This is a genomic window from Roseovarius sp. EC-HK134 (genome assembly GCF_902498815.1).
In the GTDB taxonomy this organism is placed as follows: Bacteria; Pseudomonadota; Alphaproteobacteria; order Rhodobacterales; family Rhodobacteraceae; genus Roseovarius; species Roseovarius mucosus_A.
Window position 1 is genome coordinate 3,827,625 of the sequence record NZ_LR701544.1, and the last position, 24,185, is coordinate 3,851,809.

Here is a 24,185-nt window from a genome sequence, read left to right on the forward strand (position 1 = left end):
ATAGCAACAAGGCTATCACGGGTCAAAACAACCCTGCATGTGCCCGGAGTGATTTCATGGCCGCGCGTTCTGTCTGTGTCTTTTGCGGCGCACGTCCCGGCCACGACCCTATATATATGCAAGAAGCAAATGCCGTGGGCCAGATGTTGGCCGCAGAGGGCTGGCGGCTTGTCTATGGCGCGGGGGATGTCGGTTTGATGGGGGCCACGGCGCGCGCGGTTCAGGCCGCAGGCGGTGAAACCTTTGGCGTTATTCCCGCGCATCTCGTGTCTTGGGAGGTCGGCAAGCGGGATCTGACCCAATATATTGTGGTCGAGACCATGCATGAACGCAAGAAGGTGATGTTCATGAATTCTGATGCCATCGTGGTTCTGCCCGGTGGCGCGGGATCGCTGGATGAGTTTTTCGAGGTGCTGACATGGCGTCAGCTTGGATTGCATCAAAAGCCGATTTTCATTTTAAACACAAATGGATACTGGACACCCTTGATGCAGATACTGGATCATGTGGTGGCGCAGGGTTTCGCCGGTGAGAATGTGAAATCCTTTGTCCAGAGCCTTGAAACAACTCAGGATTTAAGGATCGCCCTGCGCGCCGCCCTGTCCTGACGGAGGCTGGCGGTGGTGTAAATCGCCAAAGCAGACCAGATCATGCCAAAGGCAATGGCATGCCAGAAGCTGAAGGCTTCGCGAAATAATAGTGTTGCAACAAGGAATTGCAGGCTGGGGTTCATGTATTGAACCAGCCCGACGGTGGCCAATGTGATGCGTTTGGTGGCATAGCTGAACATGATGAGCGGCGAGGCTGTGAGAATGCCGGAGAAGGCCAAGAGCAGGCTGTCGTGCCAATTGGTGCCAAAGGCCCCGTGCCCGTCAGAATGGAACCACCACAGAACGCCCAAGGCAATGGGGGACAACAACAGCACCTCGGCGGTGACCGAGACCACGGGGCCGACAGAAAGCCCTTTTTTAACAAGGCCATAGAAACCAAAGCTGATTGCCAGTATCAGCGCGATCCAAGGCGGGACGCCAAGACCGATGGTCAGCGTGATCACCGCCGTCGCGGCGAGGGCCACGGCAAAAAGCTGAGCCTTTCCAAGGCGTTCGCGAAAGGCGATGGCCCCCAAGAGAACGGCGACGAGCGGGAAGATGTAGTAGCCTAAAGACGCTTCGACCGCTTTGCCGATCTGAATGGAGGTGATGAAAACGAACCAATTGGTCGAGATCATCAGCGCGGCAAAGCCGATCAAAAGCACCGATTTTCGAGCGCCAAGGGTTTGACGCAAAACGGAAATTCGCCCTTGCACCAAGAGGACGAGAGCAAAGAAGATGAAGGACCAGAGGGTTCGGTGGGCGAGAATTTCGATGGGGGGAATATGATCGAGCAGCTTGTAATAGATGCCCGAGAGGCCCCAGACACTGCAGGTGGCGACCATCGCCAGAATACCCTTGGTCGCCTCGCGCATGTGATGTCGTCCTTCAGATCCGTTGCCCGAGTGCTGCCGCATGTGGCGGGTGGGGGCAAGGGCAAACCTTAAGCTCTGTAAGGTTTGTAAGGTGATTTTGTAAGGTCTGGCGGCAGAGTCCGGTTTGCGCGGCCCTGCGCCTTAGAGAACGTTGGGTCTGATCGGAGTCACATCGCGTCGGGGCCTCCACCCCGCCTCGGCGAGGTCCCGGGTCAAGCCCGGGACGAGTGTGTTCTAGATTGAGCGCACCGCCCCCTAACTTCAGTGGGATGTTTAAAGGCGGTTAACACCACGGGCGGGAGCCGCGCGGCACCTTCGGTGCCAGTCGCGCGGGAACGGATGCGTAGCGGTGTTTCAGGACCTTCAAAAGCAAAAGCCCCCCACGATGGAGTGGGGGGCTTTGGCGTAAGACTGAAGGTCGATCACATCCGCGAAGCGACGTTTTCCCAGTTGACCAGATTGTCGAGGAAGTTGGTCAGATAGGCCGGGCGCTTGTTGCGAAAGTCGATGTAGTAGGAATGTTCCCACACGTCGCAGCCCAGAAGCGCTGTCTGGCCGAAGCAGAGCGGGTTGACGCCATTCTCGGTCTTGGTGACCTTGAGTGCGCCATCCGCGTCTTTGACGAGCCAGCACCAGCCCGAGCCGAACTGACCGGCACCGGCGGCGGAAAACGCCTCTTTGAATTTGTCGACCGAACCGAAGCTCTCGGTCAGGGCCTTTTCCAATTCGCCGGGCATGCCGGTTTTGGTCGGGCTCATCATTTCCCAGAACTGGTTGTGATTCCAGAGCTGGCTGATGTTGTTGAAGATGCCCGACTGCGCCACGGCGGATTTGTCATAGGTGCCGGTGATGATGTCCTCGAGCGACTTGCCATCCCATTCGGTGCCCGCGATCAGCTTGTTGCCGTTGTCGACATAGGCCTTGTGGTGCAGGTCGTGGTGATATTCGAGGGTTTCAGCAGACATGCCGTGAGCGGCCAGCGCGTCATGGGCATAGGGAAGGTCGGGAAGTTCAAAAGCCATTTGGGCCCCCTGTTTGTTGAGGTTCTCGTTCCGATGCCCCTACATGGTGGGGCGACCCGGCAAAGGTCAACCCCGTATATCGGAGTTTTTCAGTCAGGAAGGCTTGGTCAGGCGTAAAGCCCGACCTCGCCGCCCGGTTGGGCCGAGACCTTGAGAAGTTCAAAGGCGTAGTCTGCGACCGAACGGAAGCAGATCAGGTGGAATGTGCCGGTTTCATCCAGCCAGAAGGCGGCCGGCACTTGTGCCATGCGGGTGCGGCGGAACATGCCGGGGGTGAACGCCTCGGGCGAGAGATCGACCGGGCAGAGCTTGGCCAGAACCTCGCGCGCGCCGCTGCCGGAGATGCGCAGGAAGGTGCGGGCGTCCGAAACGTTAACGGCAAGGAAATGCTGGCCCTTGAGCGCGGCTTCGATACCGGCGATTCGCGTGCTCACCTCGGCGTAGGGGCACAGAAGCAGAAGTTCGTCGGGTGACATCCAGAGGGCGGCAGTGCCCTTGCCCATCAGCGCCTGACGCTGGGCGGGAACATCGAGGTCGGTGGCGGATTTGACCGCAGCCTTGATCCCCGCGCTGGCAAGATCGCCGCGCAGGGTGATCATGCCGGTCAGGCCCTGATCCGCGATGGTGGCGAGGCCCTGATAGTTGGCCCCGTTGAGGGCGGTCACGGCGTTAGACATTCTGTTTCTCCCCGTCCTTATCGAAGAAAATCGGATCGACGATCTTGGCCTTGATGATGCCGCCGTCCACCTTTGGGAAATCGAGCACATCGCCCATGCGGTCCGGGCCGTTATGCACCAGACCCATGGCTATGCCGCGCCCGAGGGTGGGCGAGAAATAGGTCGAGGTAACGCGGCCTTGGGTCATGCGCTGACCATTGGCGTTGTGACCGGGGGCGGTGGCATAGGCCCCATCGGGCAGAACAGAGCCGTCGAGCGTTTCCAGACCCACCAATTTCCAGCGGTTGGGATCGGCCATATGCGAGCGTTCCTGCGCGCGTTTGCCGAGGTAGTCGTCTTTTTTCTTGGAAATGGCCCAGCCCATGCCCAGGTCTTGCGGGATCACCGTGCCGTCGGTTTCATCGCCGATCATGATGAAACCCTTTTCGGCGCGCATGACGTGCAGGCCTTCGGTGCCATAGGTCGTTACGCTATGCTCTGCCCCGGCCTCTAAGAGTGCATCCCAGAGGGCGCGGCCGTGGCTGGCGGGAACGGCCAATTCGTAGCTGAGTTCCCCCGAGAAGGAGATGCGATAGGCGCGCACCGGCATGCCCGCGAGCGTAAGATCGGCCCAGCCCATGAACGGCAGCGCGTCATTGCTGAGATCATCGGAGGTGAGTTTCGCCAGCGTTTCGCGGCCCTTGGGACCGACGACGGCGATTTGCGCATATTGCTCGGTGACATTGGCGGTGTAGACCTTCCAATCCCACCATTCGCATTGCAGCCAATCCTCCATATGCCCGTGGATCGATTCCGCGCCGCCGGTGGTGGTGTGGCAGAGGAAGGTGTCTTCGTCGATGCGGGCAACCACGCCGTCATCCATCAGGAAGCCGTTTTCATTACACATGAGGCCATAGCGGCATTTGCCGGGCTTCAGGCTGCTCATGACATTGGTGTAGAGCATGTCGAGGAAGCGGCCTGCGTCCGGCCCTTTGACGATGATCTTGCCCAAGGTGGAGGCATCAAGCAGGCCAAGGCGCGCACGGGTCTGGTTGATCTCGCGGTTGACGGCGTCGCGGTGGGTTTCCTCGCCCTTGGGGAAGCAATAGGGGCGTCGCCACTGGCCGACGGGTTCGAAATGCGCACCATTGGCCTCGTGCCAGCCATGGATCGGGGTTTTGCGGATCGGCTGGAACACGGCGTCGCGCGCCGCCCCTGCGATGGCCGACAGGGAAATCGGCGTATAGGGCGGGCGGAAGGTGGTGGTGCCGGTCTGCGGGATGGGCTGGCCAAGGGCATCCGAGAGGATCGCCAAGCCATTGATATTGCTGAGCTTACCCTGATCGGTGGCCATGCCGAGCGTGGTATACCGCTTGGCATGCTCGACGGATTCGTAGCCTTCGCGGGCGGCCAACTGGACGTCGGACACTTTCACATCGTTCTGGTAATCGAGCCAAGATTTCATCCGCAGCTTGATATTGGCGCCTTGGGGCATGAGCCAGACCGCCTCGAGTGCCGCCTCATCTGTGGCGGTGGCGGTGGGGGCCTTGGTAGATTTGGGCTTGTGGCCCATGGCCGCCGCTGCCGTCTTGCCTGCGGTGTCGGCGTCGGTGAGCGTGGCCGCGAGATCAAGGTTGCCGTTGGCCGAGCCTGCGACGACCACAAACGCCTCTCCTTTCGCGCCGCGCGGGGGGTTGGCGGGGTCGGGGCGGAAATGCGCCTGCGCGCTATCCCAGAGGAGTTTGCCGCCACAATGGGACCAGAGATGGACCACGGGCGACCAGCCACCGGACATGGCGACCGCGTCGCATTTGATCTCTTCCAGCACAGCGCCTTCGCCGGCTTGGGCGCAGATGGCGACGCCGGTCACGCGCTTGCCGCCTTTGACCTTGGCGATGCCCTTGCCGTTTTCGACCCGGATGCCAAGCGCGCGGGCCTCTGCCGCAAGCGCGCCGCCGCCCGATTGGCGGGCATCAAGGATGGCGGGGATTTCGAGGCCGAATTTCTTGAGCGTGATCGCGGTGCGGTAGGCGTCATCGTTATTGGTGACAACCACGGTGCGGTCGCCGATGGAAACGCCGTAATTCACCGCATAATCGCGGATGGCAGAGGCCAGCATCACGCCGGGGATGTCATTGCCCGCAAAGCTGAGCGGGCGTTCAATCGCGCCGGTGGCGGTGATGATTTGGCCTGCGCGGATGCGCCAGAGGCGGTGGCGGGGGGTATCGGTGCTGGGCGCGTGGTCATTCACGCGCTCGTAGCCCAAGAGATAGCCGTGGTCATAGACCCCTGCCCCCATGCAGCGCAGGCGCAGGGTGACATTGGGCATGTCGCGCAGTTTGGCGAGTGTGGCGGTGATCCAGTCGTCGGCGGGCTGGCCGTCAATCTCGCCGCCGTCAACCGGCGCGCGGCCGCCCCAATGGGCGGTTTGTTCCATCAGCATGACCTTGGCCCCGGCCTCGGCTGCGGCAACTGCCGCTTGCAGACCGGCCACACCGCCGCCGATCACGGCCACGTCGCAGAAGTGATAGAAATGCTCATACCGGTCAGGATCGCCGGGGTTGGTGGCCTTACCCAAGCCTGCCGATTGGCGGATGAACGGCTCGTAGACATGTTTCCAGAAGGGGCGCGGGTGGATGAACATCTTGTAGTAAAAGCCCGCGGGCAGGAAGCGCGCGAGATGCGTGTTGACCGCGCCGATGTCATACTCAAGGCTGGGCCAGTGGTTCTGGCTGGTGCAGGTCAGACCGTCGAAAAGCTCGGTCGTGGTGACGCGCTGGTTGGGCTCCATGCGGGCCCCCTCGCCCAGATGGACGAGCGCGTTGGGTTCTTCGGCACCGCTTGCCACGATGCCACGCGGGCGGTGGTATTTGAACGAGCGCCCGACCAGCATCTGATCATTGGCCAGAAGGGCCGAGGCGAGTGTATCGCCGGCATGGCCCTTGAGGCGTTTGCCGTTGAAGGTGAAGTGAAGGGCGCGGCCCTTGTCGAGGAGGCGGCCACCCTTGGCCAGACGCGTGCTCATGTCTTAAACCCTCGTGCCCGGTGCGGGCGTGGTGTTGTGAGTATGTTTGGAACGGTGAAGGCTCATGCGAAGTCGCGCCATGTCCAGCCGGGGCGTTTGGCGGTGATCGCATCGCGGATATGCTGGGGCGGCTCGTGGGTCTGGGCGGGATAGCTGCCGTAGACCTCGAGGGTTACGGTATCGCGGGCCATGATGAACCACTTGCCGCAGCCGTTGTTATGCCGCCAGCGTTCGAAATGCGCGCCTTTGGGGTTTTCCTTGGCGAACATATAGGTGTGGAAGTCATCGTCCGCCGAGCCGGGGCCAAAGCGCTTGAGATGCGCCTCGCCGCCTTGGTGGAATTCGGTCTCTTCGCCCGTTACGCCGCAGCAGGGGCAGGTGAGGATCAGCATTTGGATTCATCCTTCTTCTGCCAACGGGAGTTGAAATACATTGGCACGGCAAACTCAATGGAGTGGAGACGGGAATTGGCCTTTTCGATGTGCCCTTCAGCACTGACTTTTCCTGTCACCACGGAAATCATGCTAGCTTTCGCATTCACTCCGCCTTTTGCTCCCTTTTTTCCTTCGGCTTGCACGCTCACTGAAAACGAAACTAGTTGCTCGCCTTTTTCGACCTCTTTGGCACCTACAGAATGCAAAGCTATTGGAATTGCGTTGGCTTCTTTACTATCATCTTGCGCTCTCGAGACTGCCTTCGAGATTGCCATCAATGTTTCGTAAACAAAGTCCTCTAAGCTCACCTCAGCCATCAATGCGCCACCCCTGCCGCGACGGATTCATCAATGAACCGGCCCTGATAGAAGCGGTCGAGGCCGAATTCGTCGCAGAGGGGCGAGTGGCCCTTGGCCATCAGTTCGGCAAAGCCCCAGCCGGAGCCGGGGATGGCCTTGAAGCCGCCGGTGCCCCAGCCGCAGTTGATGAAGATGCCATCGACCGGGGTTTTGCTGAGGATCGGCGAGCGGTCGCCGGTGACGTCGACGATGCCGCCCCATTGGCGCAGCATCTTGAGGCGGGCGACCATCGGGAAGGTCTCGATGAGCGCGCGCACGGTTTCCTCGATATGGTGGAACGAGCCGCGCTGCGTGTAGTTGTTATAGCCGTCGGTGCCGCCGCCAATAACCATTTCGCCCTTGTCGGATTGCGACATATAGCCATGCACGGTGTTGGCCATGACGACGCAATCCATGCAGGGTTTGATCGGTTCCGACACCAGCGCCTGAAGGGCGACGGATTCGATGGGGAGGCGGAAGCCCGCCATATCGGCGAGGTGGCCGGAGTGGCCCGCGACGACGATGCCAAGTTTATCGCAGCCGATGTCGCCACGATTGGTGGTCACACCCGTCACGCGGCCATTCTCGCGCGAGATGCCGGTGACTTCGCATTTTTGCAGGATATGCATGCCCATGGCGGAACAGGCGCGGGCATAGCCCCATGCCACCGCATCGTGGCGTGCCGTGCCGCCGCGCGCCTGATAGAGGCCGCCGAGCACCGGATAGCGCGGCCCGTCGAGATTGATGATCGGGACAATCTCTTTGACGCGGGCTGCCGAGATGAATTCGGTCGAGACGCCTTGCAGGGCGTTGGCATGGGCCGTGCGCAGGTAGCCGCGCACCTCGTGTTCGGTCTGGGCCAGCATGATCAGGCCACGGGGGCTGAACATGATGTTGTAGTTGAAGTCCTGCGAGAGGGTCTCATACAGGCTGCGCGATTTTTCATAGATCGCGGCAGAGGGGTCTTGCAGGTAATTCGAGCGGATGATGGTGGTGTTGCGGCCCGTGTTGCCGCCCCCAAGCCAGCCCTTTTCCAGCACCGCGACATTGGTGATGCCAAAATTCTTGCCCAAGTAATAGGCGGTGGCGAGGCCGTGACCCCCAGCGCCGACGATGATGACATCGTATTTCTTTTTCGGCTCGGGCGAGGCCCAAGCGCGCTCCCATCCCATGTGGTAGCGGAGGGCCTCTCGGGCGACGGCAAAGGCGGAATAGTGTTTCATGCGCGCTCTCTGGAGTTGGCGGGATTCGGGCTTGGATGCGACTGGCACCGTAATGCGTCAGCTGGCCGGTTGAAAGGATACTCCGGGCGGCGGAAACGGTATCAATAGCGACATTGCGACATCGGGGCGCGGGCTGGGCGCGCGGATGCGACGGCTTGGCCCTTTTTTCCGGGCGCATGGGCGGTTACATGAGAGCAACATAGAAGGAAAAGACATGGGTTTCTGGATCATCGTTGCGGGTTTGGCGATTGGCGTGAGTGCCGTTCTGGGCCTTGTGCTGCTGCGCGGGCGGATCGGCGAAGCGCCGCCTGCCGCCTATGATTTGCAGGTCTACCGGGATCAGTTGAAAGAGATCGAGCGCGACACCGCGCGCGGCGTGATCGCGGCAGAGGATGCCGAGCGGCTGCGGGCCGAGATTTCGCGCAAAGTGCTGGCGGCGGATGCGCAATTGCGTCAGGGCGGCGAAAGCGGGGGGCAGCCGCGCGGCGCGGGCGTGATCATGGCAGGGGTGATCGTGGCGGTGATCGCGGGCGGCGGTGTTCTGATCTATGACAGGATCGGCGCGCCGGGCTATCAGGATTTGCCGATGGCGGCGCGGATTGCGGCCTCGGATGCGGCGCGGGCGGCGCGGCTGGATCAGGCGGCGGCAGAGGAGCGATTTGGCCCCGGCGAGACCGGGGTGCCCGAGGGCACGAACGAGGATTACATCAAGCTGATCGAGCAGTTGCGCAAGACCGTGGCAGAGCGGCCCGAGGATCAGCAAGGATTGCGGTTCTTGGTGCGCAGCGAGGCGGCGCTGGGCAATCTGGTGGCGGCGCGGCAGGCGCAAGCGCAGTTGATTGCGGTCAAGGGTGAGGCGGCGAGTGCGGCGGATTATGCCATGCTGGCGGATCTGATGATCAATGCCAGCGGCGGCTATGTGTCGTCGGAGGCGGAGACAGCGTTGCGCGCGGCCTTGGAGCGGGATGGGCGAGAGCCGTCATCGCGGTTTTACCTTGGGCTCTACATGATGCAGGTGGATCGGCCCGATGCGGCGTTCCGCCTATGGGAGGCGCTGCTGAACGAGAGCACGCCAGAGGCCCCTTGGGTGCCCACCATCCGGGCGCAGATCGAGGAATTGGCGGGGCGCGCCGGGGTGCGGTATACGCTGCCGCCCGAGCAGGACGCGCCCAATGCGCCGGGGCCATCGGCGGCGGATATCGCTGCGGCACAGGATATGGACCCGGAAGCGCAGCAAGAGATGATCCGCGGCATGGTGGCGGGCCTTGCGCAGCGGCTGGCCACGCAGGGCGGCACCGAGCAGGATTGGGCGCGGCTGATCAATGCCTATGGCGTGTTGGGGGAACAAGATAAGGCGCAAGAGGTCTGGACCGAGGCGCAGGCGGTCTTTGCAGATGCGCCAGAGCGTTTGGCGGTGGTGCGCGCTGCTGCGGCAAGCGCGGGCGTCGCGGAATGATCCTTGAGGAGATCGCAGCGTTCGCCGCAGCCCTGCCGCAGGGGCGGGCGATCATGGGCCTTGATCTGGGCACCAAGACGATTGGCGTGGCGCTGTCAGACCGGCTCTGGTCGGTGGCAAGCCCGCATGAGACCGTGAAGCGGGTGAAGTTTACCGACGATGCCGCGCGTCTGTTGCAGATCGTGGCGGGGCGCGAGGTGGGCGGGATCATCCTTGGCCTGCCGCGCAATATGGACGGCAGCGAGGGGCCGCGCGCGCAATCCACCCGCGCGTTTGCCCGCAATTTGGCTCGCCTGACAGAGGTGCCGATTGGCTATTGGGATGAGCGGCTGTCGACTGTTGCCGCGGAAAGGGCGCTTTTGGAGGCGGATGCGACACGAAAGCGTCGTATGCAGGTTATCGACAACATCGCGGCGGCCTATATCCTGCAAGGGGTGTTGGACCGGATGGGGCATATGAGGGCAGAGCATGACAGATGAAAGCCCATGGGCACGCAATGAAGTCGAGAGCCCTTGCGTGAAAATCTGTGTGGTGCATCCGCAGGCGCGGATTTGCACGGGATGCCTTCGCTCGATCGACGAGATCACCCGCTGGACCAAAATGGCCCCGGACGAGCGGCGCGCGATCATGGAGGCGCTGCCCGACCGTGCCTCCCTGCTGCGCAAGCGCCGCGGTGGGCGCGCGGCACGGGTTGGAGAGGTTTAAACATCGCCAGCCATGCCGCCCGCGCAGAGCGGGTTTGCATACTGTGGTATGGAAAAATGCTGCGCCGCAACATAGATTATGTTGCAGATGCGGCATTCTCAGGAGAGCACAGTTATGGCCTATTCGTCCCACAGTAATGTTCCGGCACCGGGGTTTGGGAATGTCGGGCGCTTTGTATTGGCGCCGCTGCGCCTGATCGACGGTTTCTTCAAGTCGGTCGTTGCCGCCAACCGCTTCGCCCATGAGGTTGAAACGCTGTCAATGGCGAGCGATCAGCGGCTTGCAGCCCTTGGTCTTAAGCGCGACACATTGGTGGCTGATCTTGCGGCACGCTCGGACCTGTTCCGCGCCGCTTGAGTTCAGGATCAACGCTGAAAACGAAACCGCCCCGGAAGATTTCCGGGGCGTTTCGCGTTCTGTGCCGGGGCTGGCTGCTTAAAGCACGTTACACCCTATCGAAACCGCACCCGTCCCGGACTTGATCCGGGACCTCGCCGGGTCAGCGCAGAGGCCCCGGCTCTGGGGCCGGGGCGGTGTGAACCTGATCAGACGAAACGTGTGTAAATCCGGCTTAAGTTGATACGAAGTGTCCTGAAAAGGCAAATGAAATCAACACCTTATTTTTGGCTTTTTCGATCTGGGGGCAAAGATTGCACCGGATCGGGGCAAAGATGCCGCGAAGGTCAGGAAAACACAATAAAAAAAACCCGCCGAAGCGGGCTGGTGTTCAACAATCTCGATTAACTTCAGGCTGCCAATCTTCGCCGGAGCAGTCCGTTTACATCTAGACGGATCGCACCGATCCCATCATGAGCCGGGTCGCGGAAGCACTTGACCTTGCCCACAAGGATTTTGCGAAAAACATACTCAAATTTGCCAGCCCCTCGCTGGCAAGCATATGAAACCGAATGCCACGAGCCTTCGTCCACCTCTCGTGGCAACTCAGGGATGGCGTTGATTGTCGCGAGCAGCAGATCTAGGTGATCTTTTGCAAACACAACTTGCCGGACGGAACCCCGGCTTGTGCGGGGCACAACCGGATAAATGATACCTTCCCGGTATAGGGTTTCGACTTGACGTTTGCTTGCACCCAGATAGCCGGGGACAGAGTCCAGTGGAATTGACGTCTTGAACGCGTTGATAAGGTCAACCGTCTTGACCGCTTCAAACACGATGTTGCCCGCTTCAACCTCTCCTGCCGTCTCTGGGATTTCCCCAAGCTTTCGAAGTAAACGAGACAGTCGCGGCCGCTCAATCCCGACGGCAGCTGACAAGCTGTAGAGCGTGTGATAGCGTCGTGCTGTGATCGCAACACCCAGAACTTTGGTTCCAGGCTCGACAGCGGAATGCTTGACGATGTGATCACGCAAGATATCGCGGATCGGCCCAGGATCGATCGCATTGCTGCGGCGATCCAGCCAGTCATAAAGTTTACCATAAAATGCCAAAGGGCCAGCCTGAACCGCAGTTGCAGGGGAAGTTTTGCGAATGGTGTCCAAAGCTTCTGTAATTGCATCCGGACCCTCCTTGTAGATTGAAAAGCCAATATCCGTTACCTCCTCTGTCTGCGCAGGCAGCAGTTTCGTCACGCGAGCGCCATGCCCATATTCGAGAACAGCACCCAGCATCTCCGATGCTGCAAGGACCTGTTCCAGTGTTTGGCCGTGAAGCCACGCCTCTTGCGCACCTCGCCCCACATGAATCTGGGTCAGCAACCAACCGAGATATTCTGGCGCATGATCGTGGGCCTGGCTCACTGGGCCAAGTGGGGCACCGCCGATACCGCAACGCATGTCGATAGCGTTCTTGACAGGTGCCTCCACAAGCCAAAGGCCATGCTTTTGGCACCGGGCGACGTGGCGAAAGCCCCAGATCAAACGAAATTTTCGATCATGCCTTGCACCGTCTTCCTCGATGCACTTGGGGCAGTACTTTGCGGTGCGGGGCGACAAGAACGTCTTGGAGATAGCCTCGCCCCGAAACAATCCAGTGCGCTGCAGAACGCGGATGGAAGCATCTTCCACGGATTTCGGTGCAACCTTAATGGCGGCTGCCAGTTGCCTGATCGCATCTGGCCGACCCGAAATGAAATGTTCCTTGTGAATGCCCAGATCCGCGAGCAGACGCGGCATGCCGCGGCCGGTGTGCATAACAGACAACCTGTCAGCATATGACAGCAACGTTTCCTCAGTGTCGATGGGAAGGCGCGGCCACAAGTCCATCACCGCCCCCACCCGATTGACTGAAGATCTTCCAGCACCTTGCTCCATGCCCTTGACGCAAATGGCGTGACGGAGCGATCGCCGTTCTTTTTCAGGTAGACACGCTCCGCATGTTCGAGGGAAAGCACATCGAGTTTCCGAATGACTGCATCTCGTAGAATGTCTTTTGCAAGGGCGACACAAAGCCCGACCTCGCCTCCCTGTGCGAACAGGACACGTTCAACAAAGGCATCCTTCTCGGTCACATGAATTCCAAGTTGATTGGCTGATTTGGCGAAATTCACAGCGAACAATTCTGCAGAGCGGGTCCCTTCTCGAATGCGTGAAAGGTGATATTCCCCGAACCGCCGATAGGTTTCGCCCGAAGGTTCGGACATGATCGCCTGCTGCAGACTGGGTACACCTGCAATAACCAAGGCGACCCCCGGCTTGGACTGCATGATATGCTTCAGCGATTGGATTGCAGCCAGGACGTCACGGCCAGGACCTGCACGAAGGATATGATGGCATTCATCAATCATAAGGGTTTTGATCCCGACCAACCCAAAACGGTGCCGTGCAATTTCCCATGCGTCAGCAGCACGCAGCTTTCTGTCAATCTTTGTGTAGCCAGTTTTCTCTAGAATGATCTCGGCAACCTTTTTGATTGTTGCCTCCGGCGGCACGGTGATGAACAAGGTGTTACCCGGATTTTCAACGCTGAACTCGGTTAAGACTGGATTGGCACGCAACGCCCGCTTGAGCATTGCGGACTTGCCATTTCCAGTCCCCCCCAGAACCATCAAACCAGCGGTCTCGTCGGTCAGTGGATCTCGGCGGGGATTGGCCGTCATCAGACCGTTGTCATCTACGTCATAAAGATCCCGCAGATGGTCTTCAAAAGCCTCATCCTGACCGAACCGCCAATATCGATCCTGAAGCCAATTCAGCTTTTGTGGAATTGTCATGTTTTGAAGCTCTGCTTCTTGGGTCATCTCCCTACTCCATTGAATCATCGTCAGAAATTGTTGCGGAGCCGTCAGGGGACGGAGCAGGTGTTCCCTCAGCCCCGCCCGTAAAGCGGTGATCGACATCGGGTGCGGCATCAAGTTCACTCAGAACGTCGTCGAAGGGACCAAATTCGTGCCGACGTTCGGCCGTATCCGCGAAGCGTGAGAAACGCTTTGAATCGTGTTCGTGATCCGGCAATGACTTGGGTAATGAAATGAGTCCCTCCAGCTTTTTCAAACGGATAGACTCCGAATTCACATTGTTAACAAAGTTTCGCCGAGCAATCCGTTCATCTTCGGTTTGTCCTTGGCGTTCAGATAACCAAGCCTGGAGTTCGCTACCTGTCTTGCCGATCCACATAGAATTAGCCGCTGTGACAGCCTCCCATTGCCCACCATTGGCCCTGATACTGATAGTCCCGATATCTCCGTGCCAGCGCAGCACCTCGACATCGACCTCACCAAGCGTCGCCAACATTTTCATGGACTTGCTATTCTGGTACTGAACATGCTCGACCAGAACGCCCTGCCGTCCAAGTTTTCTGGTTGTCCGAGAGCCGAAAACTTCACGCATTTCGCCGCTGCTCAAAAATCGCGGGGCGCACTCCTTGGCCGCCTTTTCCCAGGCCTGCGCCGGGGACATACCCAAAGCCGTGTGTGACCGGGTATGATAGGCATCTACGGTCCAACGGACCAGCCAGCCGAGAAAAGCTTCCAAAGTCAAAGTGGCACGAGCTGCACCATCGTTCTCGCCCCGTTCAACCACATTGCTGAAGGCTCGGCCGGAAAAACGAAGCAGAAGATCACTATGGATCGTCCTGAAAACCCGCTCGATGAAGGGTTTCAACCATGGCTTGCCGGCCGGGGCACCAAGGTTGGTAATGCCTAGATCGGCAAGGATATCATACGCGTCATCGGTGATATAACCAGCGCCTCGATCAAGAACGATTGACTCGGGAGCGCCCGCCATGGGCCATCCGAACTTGGCGCCGGCGGCGTCGGCAATCGGTGACTTGTCCGTGTAGATCATTTCGAGGGTATGGCGGAGCGGGCTCTCAATACCGGCGGGCACAATTTGCAGGGCAAGAAGGCATCTTGTGTGAACGTCGATCGCCGCTGACAGCGTAAAGCGTCTTGCCGAGCCGTCCAGCTGCAAAAGGTTTTTAACAGCCTCTGGCAGATGATCGAAAAGCCCGGTTCTCTCGAAAAGGACGAACAGGTCCGCAGTATACTCGTCAACTTCCACTCGTTGTAGAAGACGACAAACTTCGACCCCAACACCAATGGAATGCATATCCTTGTATGCTTGATCCCAACCTTTTTGGCGGATCGCACTATCGATCGGTGCGTATTTTTTGATCAAACCCAAGACATAATCATACCCAACCATGGGGAGTTTTCCGGCAGGAATCGGCAGACGCTCTCGACGTTCATTTTCAGCATCAATTGCGGCCTGAACACTCTCAACCATAGACTTGATCGTCGGACGCTCCTGGTCCCAGAGGGAATCCATGATCCTTTGACAAAAAAGTTCGGTCAGATCCGAGTATCGACCATATTTCCCGCAATTACGATACTTATCGAAAAGCCCTTCTTCCCCATTCACAAGCCACTGCTGATACCACTTCCAAAAAGTTTGACCATTCTTGAAGCCTTGATGAAACTCAATGCTACGCTGCTGGTCGACCTTACTTTTAACAACTTTTGCGCCACCGCGTTTGACTTCACGCATCGACATTGATGCAAGATATTCGGTGTATCTCCGGGTGCCTTGGGCTACGATTGAGACGCTCATCCGGCAAAAGTCATCTCGAGTGAGCTTCATCTCACCGTTGTCCAAGAGATCATGGACAGCGAGGACGAATTGCTTTTTGAACCGCATGCGTGCGATTTCATCCAATGTACGCTGACTACGACGTACTCGATCGCGATCGCGATCGATGATTTGAGCGCCCGGGCGATTTAAGATCTTAAGCGTGCCATTTTTGTCCTCAATGACAATATCTTTATAAGACATAACTCCCGCATCAGAGGAAATAACCTCCCCGGTGTCTGGATGTGCCCAGGCCTCCCAGAAAATCAGGTAACCCTCTGGCCGCAGGTCCAACACACGTCCAGCCCGGCTGCCGATCAAGAAATCACAGCCCTTTTCGAGAATAATCTTCTCACGGTGTTTTAACGATACTGCCATTACGCAGCCTCACACCCTACGATCAGGGCTTTTCCGGTAATGTTCTCAAATGAAAATAATTTCGCATGGCCAAATCGAATGGCACGAGCAACGCTGAAGAAGCCCTTGCCGCCAATCTTGGATTCCGTCAGAAATTCATTGATCGAGACAGGCCCCGCATGCTCACGGAGCTTTGCGATGATATCTTGATCCAGTTCAGGTTCTGGATCTCGAGCCGCATGAAACAATTCTGCATGCTGAAGGCGGATGGGATGAATATTTCGTTCAGTGATCGTAATGACTGCATCGCAAATATTTCCACATGCTGCCTCTTGCACACACTTGATTAACGAACGGTATTTGTAAGTGTTTGCAACCCACTCCCGCTTCACAGAAATGCAGATTCTTCTCCCGCCCTTTTGGGTAAGACGAAAATCGAAGAAGTGTTTGCTTGGTTTTCCATTAGGAAGAGAAAAGTACAGCGGTGCAAGTTGCTCTTCCAGGTCCAGGAAATCCGGCCGGTAGATCAAACACAAAGCCGCACGATATTCATGAAGACTGGCAAAGCCTAACCGCTGTGGATGATCACCGCGATTAAACACCAACTCTCCAACAAAATGGCCCTTCGATGCCTTGGGAATCGCCCGCACAGCACGGCTTTTCGCTGGCACTTTCCGCAAGTGATTTTCTTGGTCGTCCATAGTTTTATTCCATTGTTCTCTTTTGATCCGTCTTGCTGCTTCGGTCGGCAACGAAACCGGTCGACATCATCGGTTGGGCAAGACCCGTTATCGACTGACCTGCGCAGACCTTTCCCGTTCCTGTGAAAACAGGTCAGGGAAAGCTGGTGATGGACGGGGAAAACCTTGAATGCTGGGACATCACGTGATATCAAAGCAGATGAAGAAGGGTGGTTTTCGAACCGTCCGGGAGACGTCCATCCGTTGGCGCGGATTGGACGTTTTCTTTTTTTACTCGCTCATAGGTCGTTCCTTTGCTTCCTCGGGGCAGTCCGGTCGAGTTTTTCTACCAGAAAAGCTGGAAATATTGAATAAATTTTGTTTTAAATCATGCACTTGCGAGAATTGGCAGCGACATGATTTCCGGCATGACTATTGAGCCAAGGCGCACGACATCATGGGTCCACTGTCTCGCGGAAACACAATGGCTTGCGATTGCCCCATGAGAGGTCCCGTTTCTCGCAAAGTTGGCAGTCTGCGAGAAAGAAATGCAAAGGCGGCAGGCCCAAAAATATCCATCCGTAAGTCACCTCACTTCTCTTGCTGAAGCCCCGTCACCCCTTTGATTCCGGTATCGATTCGTCAGGTTTCCAATCTGCGGGAATGGTCGTCATCCGATAAATTTCGGCAAGCCGCTGCATCAAGGGCAACCTGTAAGTGACCGAACGCACGGGCATCATTCGGTTCTGTCCACCTTCTGCCCCAAACAACAGTCGATATCTGTACCGCTCATGCTTGAACTGGATGTACGCCGAGATCGGTGCCCAGCGGATTTCGATGCTGAACTCGTTGGCGTCCAAGTTTTTCACATCCGGCAGATGTTCGATGAGAAGTGCGAGTGACTGTCCGAAGCTGGCGGCCATTGGCAGGATGTCCCTGGGGTAAAGCTGGAACATCGATCCTTCCAAAATTCCCTGTGGGGTCAACCGAGGACCATCCTGTGTATATTCGACGCCTGCAACAAGCTGATCATAGTCTCGGCTTTCGCGTAAACCACTGCGTAGCGGAAGGTTGGTGACCTCCGAAACATCTGCCGCAACATCCTTCACTGACTTGCTGGACACGGACACCATTGCAAGCAACGCGATGTCATATGCGGTCATCATTGTCGGATAGCGGCCACGCCGCAAAGGCGCCCGAACATTCCTATCTGCAAGACTGCGATCAAGCACATCAAGAGAGTTGAAGGTCTGCCCAAGATAGGGCGCAACCATGTGCAAAGTGTCTTTCCGGCTCGGCATCTGGTCTCTCCCACAGGCATGGCAAAATAATACTGTGACGATCTCGAAATCGAATCGCTACGCTTAATAATTGCCAAATGCAAACATTAAACACAAGTCGTAAAGCGTTCATTGAGAGATAATGGGGACACCTTTGGCTTCTGCACTCCACCGCCCCTTCTTACTCACAGAAATAGTCAAATATAACAATTACCTACATGTAAGCACTGGGCTTTTGGCTGTATCCGTGCGCCAATTGATTTACGTTAAACTTGTTACAAACAAAAAAGCAATTGATGCTTTTTTGTTTGTAAATCACAAAACTCTCGAATTTCTCTCAAGTTGAGCTGGCAAAATCATCTCGAGTACTCCAGAATAAGTAGACGTTACTTTTGAGGGTTCTGATGGACATATCTCATATACTGGATCAGGCTGCTCGCGACCTTCCATCAGAACAGGCCTTTCTGACGCTGATTGAATACGCGGTTGCCGCTTCGGTACCGGACCCAGCAAGTCTTGACCTCAGGCGGATGGGGACTGCCGACAAGCTTGGGCTGGCGCCCATCTTCGAGCGGGCATCAGTGCAACTTCTGCAGGCCGGTCGCGAGGTCAGATTTGAGACGCTCTGCGCTTTACTGGATCACCAGCCAAATGGATACCGTAATGGCTTCTGGATGGGCAAGTCGGCCTGCGATCACCTTCTCGACCTTGCTGAAGGTGCTCGCGAGGTCCGGTTCAGTTACAGTCACTCCTTTCGGCCCTGCTTGGCTTATGCGCATGCTCTCAAAACCAAGGAAATTCCAGCACGCCTGACCTACAGCAGTCCCAACCGCAACGACATCGACTTGATGGGGCGGATGCTGGTTCTTCTGGGTCTTGCTGGCGATGTGACGCTCAATCTGGATCACGTTTGGCTTAGCTCAAGCACACCCGCGGAGCTTGAGGTCATTCTCCCGCCATTCGGTGCGGATATGCGTGGCACGCAGGAAGTGCCGCGTGGACTGGCAGCATCATTGGGGGTTTCCGATGACAAGTCCGTGCGTCTCAGCGTAGAAAACCTGTCAATCGCCCATGTGATCGAAGAGTCTTCGGCCCGGGCGCTTGTCCTATCATCGGACAGCGCAATGTTTCGCACGGTCGGATCCGAACCGATCATGCGCAAGAACCTCATGGAGAGCGGTCGCCTCATGAGCGTCATGAATGTTCCGGCCGGGATGGCCTTTGCTGACACAAGAGTTGAAGGCAATCTGCTGGTCATCGACGGCTCGGGGCGGCAGCATAACTCTGTACGATTTATCGATCTTGGCCATCAGGATGTCGCGATCACCGGTCGCAGGGGGCGTACCGATATCCGGGATGGCGTGAACTGGTCCAATCTAATGACCTGCGAACCATCCGGATCGGGCAATCTGCTGCGAGACGTGCCGCACCTGGAAATCATGGAAAGTAATCTCGTTCTGATGCCAGAGCGTTACCTCAATATCGGCCCCCGCAGCCGGATCGATGCACTTCTGTCGACATCGGATGTTGCGGAACTGTCTGATCTGGTTGAGTTCGTTCGGCCGGTCAGCCTGACAGATTCAGTTGATGCGGAGTTCAGTTTGCTGGAATGCGCCCCGGCAGATATCGGCCCGCGTGGGTTCATCCAGCAGCCCTCTCGCAAAGTGCGGGTCGACCGGGCGAAATACCAACGGGCAGTTTCCCAGCAGCTCCGATGCGATGATCTTGTACTCTGTGTGAAAGGCACGATTGGATCAGTCGGATTGGTTTCGCATGACGTCCCGGATGCGGGCGAACGAGAGATTTGGACAGCCGGGCAATCCATGATGATCTTGCGCCGAAAGCCGCGGTGCCCAATCAGCCCCCTCGCTCTTTACGAATACCTGTCCAACTCCACGATGCAGCAATTCTTGAAATCTCTCGCAGGTGGCGTAGGAATATTGAGCCTCGGCATGAAGGATCTGAAGAAGCTGCCGATCCCCATCCCCGATGCTGTGACCGAGGCACAGATCGCGACCGCCTTCGAAAATCGCCTGCAAGTCCACGATCAGATCGACGCCTTGCAGGCGCAACTCGCAGATCTTCGGGCGGCCCATTGGCCGCACGATACTCTGGGACAATCAACGGGATAACCGCTTCGCAATCCACAACTTTCGTCAACCGCAATATATCATTCGATCGCAATCCCGACTACTTTGACGGGAACAGCCGATAGATAGGCAAGAATTGGGAGACCGGCCTTGAGCCAGGACAAAATCAACAACAACGCCGCATTCATCTGGTCCATTGCAGAGCTTCTGCGTGGTGATTTCAAGCAATCTGAATACGGCAAGGTCATCCTGCCCTTCGTGATCTTGCGGCGTCTCGACTGCCTGCTGGAGCGCACCAAGGCTGAAGTTGTCGCAACCGCTGCCGATCTGCCCGAGGAAACCGACGAACAGGCCCGGGCGGCCATCCTGACTGCGATCGCCGGTGCGGGGGGCCAGATTTACAACGCCAGTGAGTTCACCTTCATGAAGATGAAGGGCGAGGATGCCGGCCATCTTCGGGCAAACCTGGTCGATTACCTGCTGGGGTTCAGCCCGAATGTGCGGGATATCTTCGTCGAGAAGTTCAAGTTCACCGAAATCCTGAAGGATCTCGATGACAAGGGCCTGTTGTGGCAGGTCTTCGACCGCTTTTGCCAAATCGACCTGCACCCGAACAAGGTTCTGAACATCGAGATGGGTTATCTGTTCGAGGAGCTGATCCGCCGCTTCTCGGAAATGTCGAACGAAACCGCCGGGGAACATTTCACCCCGCGGGAGGTCGTCCGCCTGCTGGTGGATCTGCTGATCGGTTGTGATGAAGAGGCCCTCGCGGGCAAGGGCATCATCCGGCGGGTCTATGACCCCGCTTGCGGCACCGGTGGCATGCTGTCCATCGCGGAATGGGCGATGCGGCAGGCCAATGATGGCCTGCATGTCGATCTTTTCGGCCAGGAATTGAACGGTGAATCCTTCGCCACCTGCAAATCCGACATGCTGATCAAGGGGCATGACGCCTCCCGGATCGCCTATGGCAATACCCTGACCGACGATCAGCACAAGCACGAGACCTTCCATTACATGCTGTCCAACCCGCCTTACGGGGTGGACTGGAAGAAATATGCCGATGCCATCCGCAAAGAGGCGGAAGACGACGGACATGATGGCCGCTTCGGGGCCGGTCTGCCCCGGATTTCGGACGGGCAGCTTTTGTTCGTCCAGCACATGATCTCGAAAATGCGGGACGATGAACGCGGATCGCGGATCGGCATTGTCATGAACGGATCGCCCCTTTTCACCGGCGGTGCCGGGTCGGGCGAAAGCGAAATCCGCCGCTGGATGCTGGAAAACGACTGGGTCGAGGCGATCATCGCCCTGCCTACGGACATCTTCTATAACACCGGCATCCAGACCTATATCTGGATCCTGTCGAACCGGAAGGACGCGGAGCGCGGTGGCAAGGTGCAGCTGATCGATGCCTCCAGCGAACGATTCTGGCAACCCATGCGCAAATCCCTCGGGTCGAAACGCCGCCTGATCCCGGATGAGGCCCGGGCCGAAATCGTCCGCATCTATGATGAGTTCCTGAACGGCGATGCGGGCTATGGCGATGTGTCCAAGATCTTCCCGACCACCGCCTTTGGCTACCGTGAAATCCGGGTGGAGCGGCCTTTGCGGTTGCGGTTTGAGGTCACGTCAGATGCAATCCGCAAAATTCAGGCTCACAACCGGTTCGGCGATCTTGGGGAGCGGAAGGATGAATTCGTTGAGCTTCTGATCAAGCGTCTGGGCGATCGTGTCTGGATGGACAGGGCAGAGTTCATGCCGGTGTTCAACAAATTGGTCGGTTTGTTCGGTCGCCAGATCCCTGCCCCCCTGAAAAAAGCCATGATCGATGCCTTGTCAGAATCCGACCCCGAGGCCGAGATTTGCCATGACGCCAAGGGCCGCCCGGAACCTGACCCGAAATTGCGGGATCATGAACTCGTTCCGCTCGACGAGGACTGGGAAACCTATTTTGAACGGGAAGTGCGCCCTTTTGTGGCCGATGCCTGGGTGGATGAAACCCATACCGACCCCGCCGATGGCGAGGTGGGCCGCGTGGGGTATGAGATCAACTTCAACCGCTATTTCTATCAATACGTCCCGCCCCGTCCGCTGGCCGAGATCGATGCGGAATTAAAAGCCTTGGAGGCGGAGATTGCGGGGCTGTTGAAAGAGGTGGTGGCGTGACCAATTTTCAAGCCGTTCATGCAAATCCATCATGGCCTTCATCCCGTGCCCGCTTCCTTTTCAGGCCACGCCGAGAAAAATCAGACCCAACAGACATTCAATTAACTGCAAGTCAGGCTTATGGGGTGATTCCCCAAGAAAAATATAACGAACTTTCAGATACACGTGCCACAGCGGCTCTTTCTGGGACAGAGAGCTTTATTCACGTGGAAAAAGATGATTTCGTTATTAGCCTGCGCACATTTGAAGGGGGGATCGAACGTGCTTGGTATCGGGGCTGTATAAGCCCGGCCTATACAGTCATGATGGCCTCTGACAAAGTGAACCCTGACTTTTTCCAGTATCTGCTTAAGTCGGCAGTTTTCATCCAGACTTTGCAAACTGCTGTTACCGGAATCCGAGATGGTAAGTCCGTAAGGTATGAGCAATTTGCTGATTTAGTTTTGCCGGTCCCCGGCCTTCCCACCCAAAAACAGATCGCCGCCTTCCTCGACCGCGAGACAGCCCGGATTGATGACCTGATCGCCAAGAAGGAACGGTTGGTTGCGGTATTAACCGACTCCCGTTTCGCTGTAATCTCTCAAGCTGTCACAGTTGGATTAGATCCTGAAGCAAAATTGGTAAACACTGGATCAAAATATATTCCCAGAATTCCAGCTGGCTGGAGGGTCTGGAGGCTAAAGCATCTTGCACATGCGTTCGGCGGTATCACATTGGGTCGAAAATTGGATCCTGAGGAAACTACATATCCCACACCATATCTTCGTGTTGCGAATGTCCAGGCTGGATGGTTGAACCTATCTGACGTTGCGGAGATTGAAGCTACTGAAAAGGAGCGAAAGCGATACGCTCTGAAACTTGGGGATGTTCTTATGAACGAGGGGGGCGATAATGATAAATTGGGAAGGGGCGCAGTTTGGAATGCTCCACTTGAAACCTGCATCACGCAAAATCATGTATTTTTCGTTCGCCCGAAAGACATCCGTTTTTCTGAGTGGATTTCGCTCGCGACTAACGCTCGGTATGCTCGCGACTTTTTCTATCTGCACTCAAATCAATCGACAAACCTCGCTTCAATTTCGAAGACCAACCTCGAGAGGTTTCCAATCGCAATTCCGCCATTGGAGGAGATGCAGCAATGTTTGGTCACTCTATCCAATCGCCTCGAACTAACAGAAAAGACGGCCTCAGCAACGAAGCTTTCCATCGACCGCCTCCGCGAGTACCGCGCCTCCCTGATCACCGCCGCCGTCACCGGCCAGATCGACGTGGAAACCTATGGCAAATCCGGGACAACCTCGGCCACCCTCGACCAGATCGAAGAGGAGATGCAGGGATGAGCGCCTTCATCTTGAAAATCAATGGTGACACCCGTTGCCCCGGCGGCATCAATATTCCAAGTTCCATTCAAGACTGGGCACACGGGGATTTCTTCACCAAACGCATCACACCCAGCCCATCGACATACGCAGATGGAAAGAATGGCCCCGAGCCTGAACAAGGTGATCGCGTTTATATCTGGGTGAACGAGAACGGCAAGGATAGCCGTGGCGGCGGCCTGACAGCTGTAGCAACGATCAGTCTGATCGAACCTGAAACCGACAGATATCGTCTCAAGCTATCCGATCTGGCGATCCTGAAGAACTGGATCGGCATGAACCGAGCCTATGCGGCCTTTCCGTCTTCAAGGCTTGTCAATGAACTTAAAAGATATCGCCTCGAGCGTATCTGGGCACTTGGAGAAGACGATATCCACACGATTGAGGCGCTCATCGAAACTGCGGGCGGCTTGCGGTTGGGCACGGACATTGACCCGATATCAGAAGCTCTCCTCCAAAGCTCGGAAAATATTAAAGCGGCCATTGTAGAACGCAAATCTGCGCTGGCCAAAATACGCCCTGGGCAGGCAGCTTTCAGGGAAGCTGCGATAGAAAGGCATAATGGTCGCTGCGTTTTTACAAAGACAAGCACGCTCGAAGTGCTGGAGGCAGCTCACGTGATTCCACATACTGGAGAACCGCAATTCGAGCGTCCTGACAACAGCCTTTTGTTGCGGCGTGATGTGCATGCGCTTTTTGATCTCTTCCTTCTCGGCCTTGACCCTGTCACCGGGAAAATCCTGGTGTCCCCCAAGCTCGAAAATTCCATCTACGCAAAACTGCAAGGACGCGTTGTGGATCATAAACTTGCTCCAGCAGCCCTTTCTTTCCATGCAGAACAATTTTCGAGAGTGATTGAGTCATGAGCAGCCCAGCCATTTC

General features: G+C 57.1%; 21 protein-coding genes. 9 read left to right on the plus strand and 12 right to left on the minus strand.

The annotated features are described in order from the left end of the window. Nucleotides 1-56 precede the first annotated feature (56 nt). Complete coding sequence (locus GC127_RS22310) at nucleotides 57-608, plus strand: TIGR00730 family Rossman fold protein (RefSeq protein ID WP_151979637.1); 552 nt, start codon at nucleotides 57-59, stop codon at nucleotides 606-608. On the opposite strand, the gene rarD is transcribed toward GC127_RS22310, so the two are convergent. The 7 genes from rarD to GC127_RS22345 all read right to left on the minus strand — a co-directional run bounded on the left by rarD (nucleotide 569) and on the right by GC127_RS22345 (nucleotide 8,163). Further along, nucleotides 569-1,465, minus strand: a complete 897-nt coding sequence (gene rarD / locus GC127_RS22315) for an EamA family transporter RarD (protein ID WP_151979636.1) — start codon at nucleotides 1,463-1,465, stop codon at nucleotides 569-571. The two genes, GC127_RS22310 and rarD, sit on opposite strands and share 40 nt — an antisense overlap. Before the next feature lie 422 nt (nucleotides 1,466-1,887). Beyond that, nucleotides 1,888-2,487: a superoxide dismutase gene (locus GC127_RS22320; RefSeq protein WP_151979635.1), complete on the minus strand. Its 600-nt coding sequence runs from the start codon at nucleotides 2,485-2,487 to the stop codon at nucleotides 1,888-1,890. Between the two features lie 107 nt (nucleotides 2,488-2,594). Further along, nucleotides 2,595-3,164 (minus strand): sarcosine oxidase subunit gamma, encoded by a 570-nt coding sequence (locus GC127_RS22325; protein WP_151979634.1) that lies wholly within the window; start codon nucleotides 3,162-3,164, stop codon nucleotides 2,595-2,597. Further along, nucleotides 3,157-6,168 (minus strand): sarcosine oxidase subunit alpha family protein, encoded by a 3,012-nt coding sequence (locus GC127_RS22330; protein ID WP_151979633.1) that lies wholly within the window; start codon nucleotides 6,166-6,168, stop codon nucleotides 3,157-3,159. Before GC127_RS22330 ends, GC127_RS22325 begins: the two co-directional genes overlap by 8 nt. Before the next feature lie 62 nt (nucleotides 6,169-6,230). Beyond that, nucleotides 6,231-6,560: a sarcosine oxidase subunit delta gene (locus GC127_RS22335; protein WP_151979632.1), complete on the minus strand. Its 330-nt coding sequence runs from the start codon at nucleotides 6,558-6,560 to the stop codon at nucleotides 6,231-6,233. Next, nucleotides 6,554-6,919: a hypothetical protein gene (locus tag GC127_RS22340; protein ID WP_151979631.1), complete on the minus strand. Its 366-nt coding sequence runs from the start codon at nucleotides 6,917-6,919 to the stop codon at nucleotides 6,554-6,556. Before GC127_RS22340 ends, GC127_RS22335 begins: the two co-directional genes overlap by 7 nt. After that, nucleotides 6,919-8,163 carry a sarcosine oxidase subunit beta family protein gene (locus GC127_RS22345; protein ID WP_037297457.1) on the minus strand — a complete coding sequence of 415 codons (1,245 nt, stop codon included), beginning with the start codon at nucleotides 8,161-8,163 and terminating at the stop codon, nucleotides 6,919-6,921. Before GC127_RS22345 ends, GC127_RS22340 begins: the two co-directional genes overlap by 1 nt. A 214-nt stretch (nucleotides 8,164-8,377) precedes the next feature. On the opposite strand from GC127_RS22345, the gene ccmI reads away from it, so the two are divergent. From ccmI to GC127_RS22365, 4 genes are all read left to right on the plus strand, one after another. Next, nucleotides 8,378-9,619, plus strand: coding sequence for a c-type cytochrome biogenesis protein CcmI (gene ccmI / locus GC127_RS22350; protein ID WP_151979630.1), 1,242 nt, complete (start codon nucleotides 8,378-8,380; stop codon nucleotides 9,617-9,619). Further along, nucleotides 9,616-10,098 (plus strand): Holliday junction resolvase RuvX, encoded by a 483-nt coding sequence (gene ruvX / locus GC127_RS22355; RefSeq protein WP_151979629.1) that lies wholly within the window; start codon nucleotides 9,616-9,618, stop codon nucleotides 10,096-10,098. The genes ccmI and ruvX overlap by 4 nt, the downstream gene beginning before the upstream one ends. Then, nucleotides 10,088-10,324 (plus strand): DUF1289 domain-containing protein, encoded by a 237-nt coding sequence (locus GC127_RS22360; protein ID WP_081506670.1) that lies wholly within the window; start codon nucleotides 10,088-10,090, stop codon nucleotides 10,322-10,324. Before ruvX ends, GC127_RS22360 begins: the two co-directional genes overlap by 11 nt. Nucleotides 10,325-10,438: 114 nt before the next feature. Then, on the plus strand, nucleotides 10,439-10,681 hold the full coding sequence (locus tag GC127_RS22365) for a hypothetical protein (RefSeq protein WP_112303047.1): 243 nt from the start codon (nucleotides 10,439-10,441) through the stop codon (nucleotides 10,679-10,681). 389 nt (nucleotides 10,682-11,070) lie between these two features. Here GC127_RS22365 and GC127_RS22370 read toward each other — a convergent pair whose 3' ends face one another. From GC127_RS22370 to GC127_RS22390, 5 genes are all read right to left on the minus strand, one after another. Further along, entirely contained in the window at nucleotides 11,071-12,594 is a 1,524-nt protein-coding gene (locus GC127_RS22370; protein WP_151979627.1) for a TniQ family protein, read from the minus strand. After that, nucleotides 12,546-13,520 (minus strand): TniB family NTP-binding protein, encoded by a 975-nt coding sequence (locus GC127_RS22375; protein WP_199861311.1) that lies wholly within the window; start codon nucleotides 13,518-13,520, stop codon nucleotides 12,546-12,548. The genes GC127_RS22370 and GC127_RS22375 overlap by 49 nt, the downstream gene beginning before the upstream one ends. A 4-nt stretch (nucleotides 13,521-13,524) precedes the next feature. Next, nucleotides 13,525-15,726: a DDE-type integrase/transposase/recombinase gene (locus GC127_RS22380; RefSeq protein WP_151979625.1), complete on the minus strand. Its 2,202-nt coding sequence runs from the start codon at nucleotides 15,724-15,726 to the stop codon at nucleotides 13,525-13,527. Next, nucleotides 15,726-16,406, minus strand: a complete 681-nt coding sequence (locus tag GC127_RS22385) for a hypothetical protein (protein ID WP_151979624.1) — start codon at nucleotides 16,404-16,406, stop codon at nucleotides 15,726-15,728. Before GC127_RS22385 ends, GC127_RS22380 begins: the two co-directional genes overlap by 1 nt. 593 nt (nucleotides 16,407-16,999) lie before the next feature. Then, nucleotides 17,000-17,659 (minus strand): hypothetical protein, encoded by a 660-nt coding sequence (locus GC127_RS22390; protein WP_151979623.1) that lies wholly within the window; start codon nucleotides 17,657-17,659, stop codon nucleotides 17,000-17,002. Between the two features lie 398 nt (nucleotides 17,660-18,057). Here GC127_RS22390 and GC127_RS22395 point away from each other — a divergent pair, with 398 nt between their 5' ends. The 4 genes from GC127_RS22395 to GC127_RS22410 all read left to right on the plus strand — a co-directional run bounded on the left by GC127_RS22395 (nucleotide 18,058) and on the right by GC127_RS22410 (nucleotide 24,169). Then, nucleotides 18,058-19,797, plus strand: a complete 1,740-nt coding sequence (locus GC127_RS22395; protein WP_151979622.1) for a restriction endonuclease subunit S — start codon at nucleotides 18,058-18,060, stop codon at nucleotides 19,795-19,797. Between the two features lie 108 nt (nucleotides 19,798-19,905). Further along, the gene (locus tag GC127_RS22400) at nucleotides 19,906-21,924 is read left to right on the plus strand and encodes a class I SAM-dependent DNA methyltransferase (RefSeq protein WP_151979621.1); all 2,019 of its coding nucleotides are present in this window, start codon (nucleotides 19,906-19,908) and stop codon (nucleotides 21,922-21,924) included. Continuing rightward, complete coding sequence (locus GC127_RS22405; protein ID WP_151979620.1) at nucleotides 21,921-23,264, plus strand: restriction endonuclease subunit S; 1,344 nt, start codon at nucleotides 21,921-21,923, stop codon at nucleotides 23,262-23,264. The genes GC127_RS22400 and GC127_RS22405 overlap by 4 nt, the downstream gene beginning before the upstream one ends. After that, nucleotides 23,261-24,169, plus strand: a complete 909-nt coding sequence (locus GC127_RS22410) for an HNH endonuclease signature motif containing protein (RefSeq protein WP_199861310.1) — start codon at nucleotides 23,261-23,263, stop codon at nucleotides 24,167-24,169. Before GC127_RS22405 ends, GC127_RS22410 begins: the two co-directional genes overlap by 4 nt. The last annotated feature ends 16 nt before the right edge of the window (nucleotides 24,170-24,185 follow it).